This window comes from Hahella chejuensis KCTC 2396, assembly GCF_000012985.1.
GTDB classification, from domain to species: domain Bacteria; phylum Pseudomonadota; class Gammaproteobacteria; order Pseudomonadales; family Oleiphilaceae; genus Hahella; species Hahella chejuensis.
In genome coordinates, this window is the sequence record NC_007645.1 from 5,270,658 (window position 1) to 5,282,255 (window position 11,598).

Genomic DNA, 11,598 nt, shown 5'->3' on the forward strand with positions numbered 1-11,598 from the left:
ATGAGCGATGAAAAAACCGAAAAGCCCACCCCCAAAAAGCTGCGCGACGCCCGTAAAAAGGGCCAGGTCGCCCATAGTAAAGATGTGGTGTCCACCGCCACTATTTGTGCGATGTTTCTATTGCTGCTGGCTACCTCCGACACCTATCTCTCACACCTGAGCATCTTGATCGAGCTGCCCGCCCAGTATATGGACAGGCCGTTTCTGGAAGCCCTGCCGATGGTGGTCGACAATGTGATCTATGAGCTGATTTATCTCACGTTAATGCCCGTTGGCGTGGTCATGGCGTCCGCCATTCTGGCAAACTTTCTGCAAGTGGGCGCTCTGTTTGCGGTAGAGTCACTGAAACCCGACCTCAAGAAGCTCAATCCGGTGGAGGGCTTCAAGAAAATCTTTTGCGTCAAAAACTTCATTGAATTCATCAAGTCGCTGATCAAAGTGGGCGTGCTTTCCTATCTGGTCTATATGCTGATCAAGGACAATCTCAATGATTCCGCCCGGCTGCATTATTGTGAAGTGGAATGCATCCCGGATTTTGTCGGAACGCTGCTGAAGCAACTCATTCTGTATTCCGCCATTACTTTCATCGCTCTCGCGGCGGCGGATTTCTTCATCCAGAAACAGCAGTTTATAAAGCAACAAAAAATGAGTAAGGACGAGGTCAAGCGGGAATACAAGCAAATGGAGGGCAGCCCGGAAATCAAGGGCAAGCGCAAGCAGATTCATCGGGAAATGATGAACACATCTATTCCGGCCCAAGTGAAAAAGTGCTCCGCCATCGTCACCAACCCCACCCATCTGGCGGTCGGCATCTACTATGAAAAAGGCGTGGAGGACGTGCCCAAGGTCATGGTGAAAGGCGCGGACCAAATGGCCAAAGTCATTCGCAAAATCGCTGAGGAAGAAGGCATCCCCATGATGGAGAACGTGCCGCTCGCCCGTGGTCTTTGGAAACGGGCGCAGGTCAACGACTACGTCCCTCCCGACCTGTTCGAAGCTGTTGCGGCGGTGCTGCAGTGGGTGGACAGTCTTGATCAGCAAAGACAGCAACGCTGATAACTGCAATAGCGAAAATAGCTGAATATGCATTTTCGCGCCCTATCCATTGGGCGCTTTTCAGGATTCCTTCTAAACTTAATTTACCAACCTCACTGATGTAGCTGCGTCATGCCCAAGTCCACCTTCCTGGCGATTGGTCTGCTGCTGTTACAGGGATTGTGGACGCCAACCGCACTTGCGGAGCCGCCGCCAATACGGATCTGCTATGAATCGGATCACATGCCCCCTTATTCTCTTTCCGATGCGGAAGCGCTGCGCGACCGGGCCGGCGTCTTACCAGAGCTGATTGACATCGCCGCAGAGAGAGTCGGGCTGCCGTATAAGTTCTATCGCCGTCCCTGGAAGCGTTGTATTCGCGACCTGGAAGAAAACCGTCTGGATGCGCTCTTCGCCGCCATCTGGTTGAAAGAACGGGAAACCTGGGGCGTCTACCCCAATCTCAATGGCGAGCTGGACCCCAACCGACGCCTGTGGAGCGCCATCTATCCCATCTTCGTCGCCAATGACAGCAAACTCCAATACAGCAATGGAGAGTTTCAGGGCCTCAAGTTCGGCGTCGGCGCGCCGGTTGGCTACGTCGCCTATCAAAAACTGGAAAGGATGGGGGTTCTGGCCCCCAGCAGCCTGACGCCGGATGTCGGCTTTGAGCTTCTCATCCGCAATCGGCTGGACGGCTATGTCATCGACCAATCCATCGGTCGCACTCTGGCCAGAAACATGGGGCTCAGCGACGCCATCACCACCCTCCCGGAACCCTTTCTCATCTCCGACTGGTATCTGGTCATCTCCCATAAATTCTACGAAGAACGCACTCAGGACGCAGAAAGCCTATGGGCCGCCCTGGCGCAAACGCGAGAGGAAATGGGCGAATATTTGCTGGAGAAATACATGAGAGAGGAATGAGCGACGCTAAGCGGCCTGAACTGTAGAATGGGAGCCCCTGACCTACAAGAACGCTCCGTTTACTCGTGAAAACACTGCTCGCTTATTCGCCGCACTATGATTTTCGCCTTCCAGGCCTGGCGGCTCTACATCCTTTTGACGCAAGCAAATACAGCCGGGCATGGAGCGTTCTCAGGGAACATTTCGGCGAAAAACTTGCCGACATCACCCTCCAGATCAATGATCCTGCTACCACAGAGTCCCTGGCTTTGGCGCATTCTCGCGAGTATTTGGCGTCGTTGAGTCATTCAGCCGCCATCAGCCGCGTAGTGGAGAACTCTCTACTCAAGTGGCTCCCTTCTTCACTACTGCAAAAAGGCTTGCTCACTCCCGCCAAATACGCCGTGGCGGGAACCATCACCGCCGCCCATAAAGCCATTGAGGAAGAGGCAATTGTTTTCAACTTGGGAGGCGGCTTCCACCATGCCTTCAGAGATCATGGCGAAGGCTTTTGTTTTTTCTCAGATGCAGCCCTGGCGATCCAATTGTTGCGAGCGGAAAAACGCCTGGGCAGCGCCGATGAGGTGCTGATGATCGATCTGGACGCGCACCGAGGCAACGGATTTGAGAGCTACATCGCCTCGGACCCAATGGTCCACAACTTTGATATGTATAACTTTCAGGCGTATCCGGGGTTACATCAGGGCAATCCAGATGAGTTTCCGTTTATGCTTCCCTTGCATGCCGGCACGGATACCGAGGTCTATTTGAATATCCTTAGAGAAGAACTCCCTCGTCTCTTTAACCATGTTAAACAGCCCAAGCTGGCTTTTTACAATGCAGGAACGGATATATTGAAAGGCGACAAACTGGGCGGCCTGAGCGTTGATTATAACGGAGTGAAAGCGCGGGACCATTTCGTTCTGGACATGCTGATCAAACACAACATTCCAACGGTCATTATGACCAGCGGCGGCTATTCCAAAGATTCTTACCGGCTGATCGCAGACCTGGCGCAACATCTGTTAGAAATGCCTCAATGACTCGCATACAAAGCAAACGTCACCGTCTCCAGCATGAATCGAAAACGAGCCGCTGACACAACGGCTCGATTAGCACTATCTACAACTCAATGGTCATAAACACACTATTCGGGTCTTCAATGTAGTCCGCAAAAGGACCGCACAGGGTGAAGCCATAGTTCGCGTAGAGTTGGTGGGCGGGTTGAAAGGCCGCCATGGAGCCGGTTTCCAGGCTGATACGGCGGTAGTTGCGCCGCCGCGCTTCCTCAAGAATATGGCGCAACAAGTGGGAGGCAACGCCTTTGCGAAGATGCGTGGTGGCCGTGCGCATGGACTTCAACTCGCCATGTCCAGCGCCCAGCTCTTTCAGCGCGCCGCAGCCCATCAGTTCGGCGCCGTCCCAGACAGTCCAGAAGGTGATCTCAGGCTTTTTGAGTCCCGTCAGATCCAACGCATGAATGCTCTCCGGCGGCGAATTCTCCGCCATTCCCCGAAGATGTTCCTGTAACAACTCAGCCACTTCAGGGCCGTTTAAATCATCAATCCTGATTTCCATAACAAACCATTGCTTTGAGTGGAATACAACGCAGGCGCAATCGCCAGCGGGCTATACAACCCTGTACGCTCGGAACATGTGCGGATATTTATGATTATTGCGACGGGATTTTAATATAGCGTCGCGCGTTTGGCGACGCCGGCGAGGGCTACAAGGTCTGACTCTCCAATATCCGGCTGTTCATCGCCTGGGTCAGCGCTTCCATTTGGTCGTCCACATTGGCGCGGATAACGCCGAAGTTGCTTTCGATCTGGCAGTCTCCGTCCCCCAGGTTGGGGTCGGCGATGACTTCGAATTTTTCCAGGCCCGGATAAAATTCCAGCGCCTCCTTGATCTTGGCGCGGACTGGCGCCGCCACATCGGTGGCGATTTTTACGGTGACCTGAGCGCCTTCGCCAATGTGGTAGAGGGCTTTGCGCACGACTTGATAGGCGAGTTCTTCCTTGTCGAATTCATTCAGGATCTTGCGCACGGACTCAATCACCAGATTCGTCAGCGTCTGCTCGATCTCCTGGTAGGAGTGAATAATTTGCGCGGCATTGGCGAGCATCAGCTCCACTTGCTTGTGACGCGCCTCGCGCAGACCTTCCTCGAAGCCCCGTTTTTTCTCTTCCTCATAGGCTTCCCGCGCCTGCTGCATGATCATGTCAGCCGAATGCCGCGCCTCAAGTATGGTCTGCTCAGCATCCCGTAACTGGCGATAATCCTCAGCCTTAAGGACGCCTTCGGGTCCGAAGTCAGTCTGGGAGTCGTTCAGTCGAATAACAGAGAGCATGATGGGTCAACCTCCCGATAGAGTTTAAGCATGAGACGTTGCGCTTCCTGGATTTGCTCAGGCGTCGCCTGACGTATAAAAGCCGCGTCGCACATGGCGCTATAAGCATGGGGCAGTTTCAACGCCAGCCGTTTGACGACGGACTGCGGAACGCCGTTCAGCGCACAGGCCAGCATATTCAGTCCGGCGGAGCGAAGCCCCTGGGACACCGCCTCCTGGTCCATCCAGTCCGCAATCCCGAGATCAATACAGAAGGCAGGCGCATTTCTGGCGAGAAACGGCGCTTTGGACACAGCAAAGCGATGCAGCTCCGTGGACGCGGCCACCGCCTCCGCACGTTTGGGAATACGCGCCGAGTAAGCTAACGCGCCCCCCAGCATGATCATGCGCTGTAGCGCGTCGCCCGCCAATAGAGGCAGTCTTTGATAAGAGGCGGCGAAGTCGCAATCCATGGTTTTGGCCAGCCCGCAGCGCTGCAGAATATAGTCGGACATCACCTTACGACTGTGCGGTCGCCGCCACAGGCGCTCAATCGCCCCCCAATGCGGGTCCTCGCTCAGCCAGCTGGAATCCAGATAGTCCGCCGGATAGCGATAGAAATCGTGGACTTGCCGCAACATCAGGTGACGGTAGCGGGCCGAGGTGGGAATAAGGTCGATCATGCCAGTTTCTGAATGGCCGGAGCCTGAATTTTACGTGGAATCCAACCTGCTCTCATCGCGTAATACAGTGCGCCGACAAGCAACAGCACCAGCAACGCGCCAATACCCGCCCACAGGTACATGATGCTTCCGCTGGAAACTTCCTCGGGAGACGTAATCCGCTTCAGACTGGATGGAAACAAAGCGACGGAGACTTGGTCGTAATCCAGGCCGAGAATACTGTTGGAGACCAGCGCTTTAATCTTCGGCGTCAGGGTTTCGATCGGCGCATCCTCGACGTATTTAATAAATACCGAGGCGGTGCTGGGCTTGGGATTCTTGTCGAACTTATCCCCCTCCTGCATCACCACATGCACCCTCGCCACCAATACGCCGTCGATATTCGACAATGTGTGCGACAACTCCTGGGAAATGGCGTAGATGAAGCGCGCTTTCTCTTCAGTGGGAGAAGAAATCAAGCCGTCTTTCGCGAAGATTTCACCCATGGTGGCGAAATGCTGCTTAGGATAGCCCTGTCTCTGCAACACACTGATGGCGCGGGCCACCTGCTGCTCGGGCAGCTTCAGACGCACGTTCTGGTCTTTACCGGCGCCGAGCACTTCCATCTCCACATTAAAGCCTGTGGAACGGAGAATCGCATACATCTCATTGCCTTCCTGCTGGCTCAAACCGCTGTACAGCTCGGTCTTGCAACCACCCAGCAGCAGTAACAGCAAACACAGTCCGGACCGCCAAATCTGTCGCTTTTTCATAGCATACCCTTCAGTCTATTGCGCTTTTAACAGGCTTTCCGCATTTTTGTTGACCTTGCTGGTCACCGCTAAAGCCATCTGCTGCTGAATGGAAATCTGACTGACTTCAAAGAACAGCTTGTTGGCTTCCGCAGGCGAGCTGACAGGCTGATTCATGCGTTGCTCCAACGCGTGAATACGGTCCTGATAGCCCTTACCCATGGCCTGCAATTTATTCAGAATGGTGTCGCCCAGGCTGATGAACGGTTTTTCCGCGTTCTGAGTCGCATAGGTTTGATGCACCACCTGAACATTGCTCGCCGCAGGAGGACGTCCTGCTTCCATCACCTCTGTAAAGCGGGCGATTTCATGGGCGTTAGCGCCGGAGCTGACCGGTTGCGCAAAGTCTTTCTGAAGCGCCTGATCCGGCGCAACGGCGGCTATTGCTGCATCCATCGCTTACCCCTCCGCCGCCAGCAGAATTTCTTCCGCCAGGGAGCCCTTGAAGTCAGGGTTAGAGGTCAGACGAGGTATCAGCTCTTCCGCATCCTGCGTGCGTCCGGACCGTTTCATGGCGAACACCAGCAGCGCCAATGCGTCCATGTTTTCGTAATCCAGCGCAGCCAGATTATCGGACAGCAGCTTGACGCCGCTTTCAAAGTCGCCGCCGGCGATCTTGGTCGCCGCCATGCCCAGCCCTGCGGCAGTATGACTGGTTACGTCGTCGGCGATCGCCGCCACGCCGCCGAAAATTACTTCAGCGTCCTGTAACCTGCCCTGCTCACAAGCCAGGACGCCGATTTCCGACACCCGCTTGATGAGATTTTCAGGATATAACATAAGCAAATCCTCTCAATTTTCCTGATATTCCCGCCGCCACTCTCATCAGAAAGCCTGCGGCGGGGATAACCGGGCCCAAAATAAAACCGGGCCCGAGAATCGGATAGCGTTAAGCCGCCTGACCGATCTTTTTGATGGCGTCCATGATCAGCTTGTGAATCAAAGACAGGATTTCTCTTTCCATCGCATTCTTCTCAGCCTGGGCATAGAGATCCTTCAGCATGGCGTTCATCGCTTCAGGAGAATCCGGCACAGCGAAGTTGGATGCGTCGTCAAGAGTCATGCTGGTGAAGTTATTGCTTACTTCCGCCATAGTGTTTTCCTCACTAAATATTCAAGTTTCTATCGAGATTACTCTTCGCCCGGTAGGGCTTGTGCTTCAACAAACGGTCTTCCAGACCGTCTAACGCTGAAGTTTGGACCAGGTCTGCTCCAGCACGACGATGGCGCGGTCAATACTTTCTTTAAAAGCATTGTGGCGTTTGAAGTCGTCCTGGTTCAGACCGGAGTTCAATTTGCGCCGCACGCTGGCGGACGCATTGGTTAATTCATTGATCACGTTTCTCAGCATGACTCCGCCGGAGTCTTTACTGATATTTTCCGCGTTGATTTCGGTGTCTACGGGTTGGTTTCTTAACATCGGATTTAACATGCCTAGTCCACTCCTAATCGATATTGGATCAGTTTGTCTCCTCTGCGGAGCTGCAACATATGCGGGGTGATTTCCTCCACGCGATAGCCATAGTTGAGCTGGCTGCCGACGAAGTACTTTTCCCCGTTGCTGAGTACGAAGAACGGGGTTTTGCCCATGTAAATGCCTTTCACCACCAGATTGGGCAACGGCGCCAGCGCCATCTTGGTGTCTGCGGTGACCAGGTCTTCAAACCCGATAACCCCCGGCACGTCCACCTGCAGACGTCCGCGGTTCTTTTTCCACGCGACGTCGTCGTCCACGTTGCCTTTCAGCACCAGAAAGCCGGGACGATCCCCCTTGAATACGGAGACATTGGAGTAGCCCAGGGCCGTCAACGCGATTTCCGCGCCTTTGATAAGCTCGTCAGTGACTTTTACCTTGAGCGTGGCCTGTAGCTTTTTCGACTCCATCCAACGGGTCAGACGATTCAGTTCACCGGCGTCGTTCACGTAACCTTCCACCAACCAGCTCACGCCATCCGCGAGCGCAAGCACCTTCACATTGGGCAAGCCCAGTGTTTGCGCAAGCTCGCTTTGCAGGTTGGCGCGATCAGCGGCGACAACGCCTTCTTTGGACTTTTCCGCATTGGACATGGAGCCTACCGCCAACATCATCAGCAGGCCGGCGCAGGCGCCCATCACACCCAACCCCACCTTCATACGATTGAAGGTCTCCGACCAGCTGCGGCTGGGCAGAGGCGTTGTCGGCGCGCTTGCGGGAGCGTCCGCAGCGACGGCGTCAGACGCCGACTTAGGCTGCGACGCCGTCGCTGCGGGGACCACCGGTTGCGGCCATTCCGCCGGACCGTTGGCGACAGCGAACTGGAAGTCATCGATGGCGACTGGCGCCACCTCTTCCACCACCAAATCTCTTTGCTCGGACACTTCGCCATTCAGTAACAAGCGGCTACCCTCCTGCAGCAGAGTCAGGCGTATTTGCTGTTCTTCGACTTGCAGTGAAAAGTGCGCCGCGAGCAGGTTGGGTTCCTGAAACACCAGATCATCGTTATCGTCGCTGCCACACACATACTTGCCGACAGCCAGATCCAGTTCGCTTCCTGCGTGAGCTCCGGAGAGAATTTTCAGCTTCCAGTCAGACATACGCGCTCTTACCAGTTATTTATCTATTGCCGGTCAGTTCACTGCTCGCAGTCACTTAACCGTTGCATCGCCATTCATTTCGCCGTTCCGCCACGCCCGTCGTATTAACGGGTCAGTGGGTGGCAGCTGTTGATCATGTTGGCGTCGCCTTTCAGTGCGTCAGGGAACGCCTTCGCTACTCTTTGAGTGTCATCGCAGCGGGAATAGTTTCCGATAACAACTGAATAAATTGGCTTTTCTCCGTTTTTCTCGACTTCCATCTGAGTGGGAAAACCGCGGGAATCGAAGTACTCACGGATCGCCACGGCGCCGTCTTTGTTGGAGCTGCCCACCTGGAAGGCGTAGCCGTATATCTTGCGGCCGTTAGAGGCCAGACCGCCGGTAGGGACATCAATGATTTTCGGGGTCATCAGGAACAGTTTGACCATCTTCTTGCGGTTATGATTCGTTGTGCGGAACAGCGCGCCCAGCAATGGAATATCCTTAAGCAGGGGCACCCCACCGACGGACTCGCTCTCATAATCCTGGAAGAAGCCGCCAATCAGCAGACTCTGCCCCAGACCCACTACGGTTTGCGTATTAATGCTGCTGGTCTTGATAACGGGAATGCGATCCACTTCTTCGCCGGTTTGCTGCCCGTCTTCGATGGTGACTTCCAGGTTGATGCCTTTCTGTTCCTCGCCACGCTGAATATGCGGCGTCACACGCAGGACCGAGCCCACCGTGACAGGAAACAGATCGACCTGTTCATTACCCTGCACACGCACATGGAAGGTCGTGCTATCGTCCAGCACCGCTTCCAAATGCTCGCTGGTGACCACGGAGGGTCTCGACACCACCTGCGCATCGCCGTCCTCCACCAAGGCGTTCACCTTGGCGATGAAATAATCCAGACCGGAATCCAGTACCGTGGAGAAAGTCGCATCCGCGCCGCCAAGAATCGCCAACTGGTTTTTGTTTGGCGCCGGATTCTGCTTGTCGATACCGCCGTATCCGAACTCGCCCAGTTTCTGGTCGCGGGCCTGCCAGCTCACGCCCAGCTCTTTCAGGTTGGTTGCGCTGACGCTGATAATGGAGACATTCACTTCCACCTGCTCGGAGGGCTGGTCCAGATTGCGCACCAGGGCCTTATACATGGGCATGCGTTCCAGGCGGTCGTATACGATGATGGAGTTGGTGCGGCCATCCGCCTCGACCCAGGCGCGCTCGCCGGTTCCCGGCATATCCGAGGTCACCGGGCTGGATGTTCTCTTACCTTCCAGGACGCCGACAGGTCCGCCGATGCTGGTTTCTCCGCTTTTACCCTGGCCTGCGGCCAAGGCTCCGCGCAACACGGAAGCCATACCGGGAACCACAACCTCTTTGCCGCGATAGCTTTGCACGCGATCCGCCGCGGTGGCGTAGCGCAGGCGAAACATCTGCATGGAGTACTGGTCGCGACGGGGCATGGTCACTACCTGACTTTCCAGCACCGACGCAGTTTCCTGAATCAAATCCACCATGGAGGACGGACCGGAGATATAGACCATGCCTTTGTCCGGCATTTCCTTCCAACTGAAGCGCTCGTCCCAGATGCCGACTTTCTCCACCGCATTGCGCAGTTGCGAGGTTTTGATATTGGTGAGCGTGATGATGCGGCTGACGATTTCATCGCCGCGGAAAAAATGCAGCGTAGAGCCGTCGTAGTACCATTCGAACTCAAAGGATTTACCCAAAATATCCAGGAACTGGCGCGGCGACTCCCCTTTGAAGCTGCCGTTGACCGTCCCGGCGATGCGAGGGCTCACTGTCACCGGAATGCCGTAGCTGGCGGCGAAGTTCTTCAAAACGTCCGTCAGCGATTCACCGTTGGCGTACAACTCATAAGGCGAATTGTTCCAGCGGGGTTCAGCGGCGAATGCGCCGGAGCAAACCAATGTCAGCAACAGAGCGATCAAGCCTTTAAATTTCATGCCTTACTTCCATCAATGTCTTTAGTTACTATTTTTCAGGAAGACAAATAGCTTCCTTTTATTTGTCTACAACGACAGGCCCTGTCTCCCGCGGCTGGCCGCCGCGCAGGCGCATCCATGCGCCTGATTATTCTGGAGTCATTCCATTCAGAACCGGGTATGCGGGGCCAGCACGGGAATATCGCGGCGGGCGTAACCGCCCACGGAGCCGGTAATCTCAGTCATGCAATCCAAAGCGTGCATGAAGGACTCCAGCAGTTTTTCAAAATCGAACAGGGACAATTCTTTCGCAGCCATACAGCGATACAGACACAGCGCATCCTGATTGACGTCGATATAAAGGGATTCACGATGGGAGTCGGCGTTCGCCAGCGCCGCCTTCAATGCAGTCCTGACGCACTCGCCGCGCTCCCGCTTATCTTCGGGCAGCTTGCGCACCTGCGCGGCGACGTAGATCTTGCCGGTGGACTCAAAAAACCGCACCGGATTGGCGTCCACATACCATTCAAAATGGCCTTCAGGAGTCTGCTCCAGATCCGGCATGTCGTATTTCTTCGCAAACTCTGCAATCAGTTTATTGAGTGTCGTGCTCATAGTTATGTCCCGTTTCGCCTGATGCCTTAGGTCTATCGGATTGGTAACGGCTAATCGCGAACGGTTGCGAAAATTTTTACACGACCACTTCTTCCTGATCTCTGCGCAACTTCACCGGCGCAGTGGTTACTCACCTTGCGGAAGCAGTTGTAACTCCAAACGGAATATCTAACCCATGACAGGTCGGGTCCGCAGGTATTTGATGCAACAGCGGTCCGGCATTACTTGCTAAAGGCCGCTTTTATGAACATCGATACTCTGATCGCCGACCTGGCGAAACAGCTGCAGTTAGAAGATTCACTGCAATTGGACGAACATGGCTACCTCTCTCTGGAAGTGAACGACACCCTGGTTGTGAATCTGCAGTGGCATGCGGCGGACGAGCATCTGATCATTTTCTCCCCTCTGTTCAAACTGCCTGACGACAGCGAAGAGCCCGAGACGCTAAGAAAGCAGAACACCCTGTTGAAAATGTTGCTGGGCGCGAACTTGTTCTGGCAGGAAACGAAAGGAGGAACCCTCTCTCTGGACAACGATTCCGGCTGGCTCTGGCTGATGGACAAGTATCCGTTCAGCGTGATTGCGCCTGCCGGCGTGTTGAGCCAGCGCCTGCTCCAGCATATTGAAACGGTGAAAGCTTACGCGGAAAAAGGTCCTGAACCTGCGCCCGCTCGCAAGCAGGTTGGCGACGACTCTCAGGTCAACAATCAGTGGATTCAGGGTTAAAGGAG

15 protein-coding genes are annotated in these 11,598 nt (G+C 54.8%); 4 read left to right on the forward strand and 11 right to left on the reverse strand.

The window, feature by feature from the left end:
- The 3 genes from sctU (at window position 1) to HCH_RS22990 (ending at window position 2,984) form a co-directional block, all read left to right on the forward strand.
- Window positions 1-1,056: a type III secretion system export apparatus subunit SctU gene (sctU, locus tag HCH_RS22980; RefSeq protein ID WP_011398860.1), complete on the forward strand. Its 1,056-nt coding sequence runs from the start codon at window positions 1-3 to the stop codon at window positions 1,054-1,056.
- 111 nt (window positions 1,057-1,167) lie between these two features.
- Complete coding sequence (locus tag HCH_RS22985) at window positions 1,168-1,962, forward strand: substrate-binding periplasmic protein (protein WP_011398861.1); 795 nt, start codon at window positions 1,168-1,170, stop codon at window positions 1,960-1,962.
- A gap of 65 nt (window positions 1,963-2,027) precedes the next feature.
- Window positions 2,028-2,984, forward strand: a complete 957-nt coding sequence (locus HCH_RS22990; protein WP_011398862.1) for a histone deacetylase family protein — start codon at window positions 2,028-2,030, stop codon at window positions 2,982-2,984.
- Between the two features lie 79 nt (window positions 2,985-3,063).
- Here HCH_RS22990 and HCH_RS22995 read toward each other — a convergent pair whose 3' ends face one another.
- From HCH_RS22995 to HCH_RS23045, 11 genes are all read right to left on the reverse strand, one after another.
- Window positions 3,064-3,519, reverse strand: coding sequence for a GNAT family N-acetyltransferase (locus HCH_RS22995; protein ID WP_011398863.1), 456 nt, complete (start codon window positions 3,517-3,519; stop codon window positions 3,064-3,066).
- Window positions 3,520-3,667: 148 nt separating this feature from the next.
- Window positions 3,668-4,294 (reverse strand): HrpE/YscL family type III secretion apparatus protein, encoded by a 627-nt coding sequence (locus tag HCH_RS23000; RefSeq protein ID WP_011398865.1) that lies wholly within the window; start codon window positions 4,292-4,294, stop codon window positions 3,668-3,670.
- Window positions 4,273-4,956, reverse strand: coding sequence for a SctK family type III secretion system sorting platform protein (locus tag HCH_RS23005; RefSeq protein ID WP_011398866.1), 684 nt, complete (start codon window positions 4,954-4,956; stop codon window positions 4,273-4,275). The genes HCH_RS23000 and HCH_RS23005 overlap by 22 nt, the downstream gene beginning before the upstream one ends.
- Window positions 4,953-5,708 (reverse strand): type III secretion system inner membrane ring lipoprotein SctJ, encoded by a 756-nt coding sequence (gene sctJ, locus HCH_RS23010; RefSeq protein WP_011398867.1) that lies wholly within the window; start codon window positions 5,706-5,708, stop codon window positions 4,953-4,955. Before sctJ ends, HCH_RS23005 begins: the two co-directional genes overlap by 4 nt.
- A gap of 15 nt (window positions 5,709-5,723) precedes the next feature.
- Window positions 5,724-6,143, reverse strand: coding sequence for a hypothetical protein (locus HCH_RS23015; protein ID WP_011398868.1), 420 nt, complete (start codon window positions 6,141-6,143; stop codon window positions 5,724-5,726).
- 3 nt (window positions 6,144-6,146) lie between these two features.
- On the reverse strand, window positions 6,147-6,527 hold the full coding sequence (locus HCH_RS23020; RefSeq protein WP_011398870.1) for a hypothetical protein: 381 nt from the start codon (window positions 6,525-6,527) through the stop codon (window positions 6,147-6,149).
- Between the two features lie 109 nt (window positions 6,528-6,636).
- The gene (locus tag HCH_RS23025) at window positions 6,637-6,840 is read right to left on the reverse strand and encodes a hypothetical protein (protein ID WP_011398872.1); all 204 of its coding nucleotides are present in this window, start codon (window positions 6,838-6,840) and stop codon (window positions 6,637-6,639) included.
- A gap of 90 nt (window positions 6,841-6,930) precedes the next feature.
- The gene (locus HCH_RS23030) at window positions 6,931-7,179 is read right to left on the reverse strand and encodes a hypothetical protein (protein WP_011398874.1); all 249 of its coding nucleotides are present in this window, start codon (window positions 7,177-7,179) and stop codon (window positions 6,931-6,933) included.
- A gap of 2 nt (window positions 7,180-7,181) precedes the next feature.
- Complete coding sequence (gene sctD, locus HCH_RS23035) at window positions 7,182-8,321, reverse strand: type III secretion system inner membrane ring subunit SctD (protein ID WP_011398875.1); 1,140 nt, start codon at window positions 8,319-8,321, stop codon at window positions 7,182-7,184.
- A gap of 104 nt (window positions 8,322-8,425) precedes the next feature.
- Window positions 8,426-10,273, reverse strand: a complete 1,848-nt coding sequence (gene sctC / locus HCH_RS23040) for a type III secretion system outer membrane ring subunit SctC (protein WP_011398876.1) — start codon at window positions 10,271-10,273, stop codon at window positions 8,426-8,428.
- A gap of 147 nt (window positions 10,274-10,420) precedes the next feature.
- Window positions 10,421-10,867 (reverse strand): CesT family type III secretion system chaperone, encoded by a 447-nt coding sequence (locus HCH_RS23045; RefSeq protein ID WP_011398878.1) that lies wholly within the window; start codon window positions 10,865-10,867, stop codon window positions 10,421-10,423.
- Between the two features lie 243 nt (window positions 10,868-11,110).
- On the opposite strand from HCH_RS23045, the gene HCH_RS23050 reads away from it, so the two are divergent.
- Window positions 11,111-11,593 (forward strand): type III secretion system chaperone, encoded by a 483-nt coding sequence (locus tag HCH_RS23050; protein ID WP_011398879.1) that lies wholly within the window; start codon window positions 11,111-11,113, stop codon window positions 11,591-11,593.
- Window positions 11,594-11,598 lie beyond the last annotated feature (5 nt).

Bases quoted from the DNA above. Each gene is read 5' to 3' on its own strand.
- sctU (WP_011398860.1), top strand. From the start codon at position 1: ATGAGCGATGAAAAAACCGAAAAGCCCACCCCCAAAAAGCTGCGCGAC.
- HCH_RS22985 (WP_011398861.1), top strand. From the start codon at position 1,168: ATGCCCAAGTCCACCTTCCTGGCGATTGGTCTGCTGCTGTTACAGGGA.
- HCH_RS22995 (WP_011398863.1), bottom strand. From the start codon at position 3,519: ATGGAAATCAGGATTGATGATTTAAACGGCCCTGAAGTGGCTGAGTTG.
- HCH_RS23000 (WP_011398865.1), bottom strand. From the start codon at position 4,294: ATGCTCTCTGTTATTCGACTGAACGACTCCCAGACTGACTTCGGACCC.
- HCH_RS23005 (WP_011398866.1), bottom strand. From the start codon at position 4,956: ATGATCGACCTTATTCCCACCTCGGCCCGCTACCGTCACCTGATGTTG.
- sctJ (WP_011398867.1), bottom strand. From the start codon at position 5,708: ATGAAAAAGCGACAGATTTGGCGGTCCGGACTGTGTTTGCTGTTACTG.
- HCH_RS23015 (WP_011398868.1), bottom strand. From the start codon at position 6,143: ATGGATGCAGCAATAGCCGCCGTTGCGCCGGATCAGGCGCTTCAGAAA.
- HCH_RS23020 (WP_011398870.1), bottom strand. From the start codon at position 6,527: ATGTTATATCCTGAAAATCTCATCAAGCGGGTGTCGGAAATCGGCGTC.
- HCH_RS23025 (WP_011398872.1), bottom strand. From the start codon at position 6,840: ATGGCGGAAGTAAGCAATAACTTCACCAGCATGACTCTTGACGACGCA.
- HCH_RS23030 (WP_011398874.1), bottom strand. From the start codon at position 7,179: ATGTTAAATCCGATGTTAAGAAACCAACCCGTAGACACCGAAATCAAC.
- sctD (WP_011398875.1), bottom strand. From the start codon at position 8,321: ATGTCTGACTGGAAGCTGAAAATTCTCTCCGGAGCTCACGCAGGAAGC.
- sctC (WP_011398876.1), bottom strand. From the start codon at position 10,273: ATGAAATTTAAAGGCTTGATCGCTCTGTTGCTGACATTGGTTTGCTCC.
- HCH_RS23045 (WP_011398878.1), bottom strand. From the start codon at position 10,867: ATGAGCACGACACTCAATAAACTGATTGCAGAGTTTGCGAAGAAATAC.
- HCH_RS23050 (WP_011398879.1), top strand. From the start codon at position 11,111: ATGAACATCGATACTCTGATCGCCGACCTGGCGAAACAGCTGCAGTTA.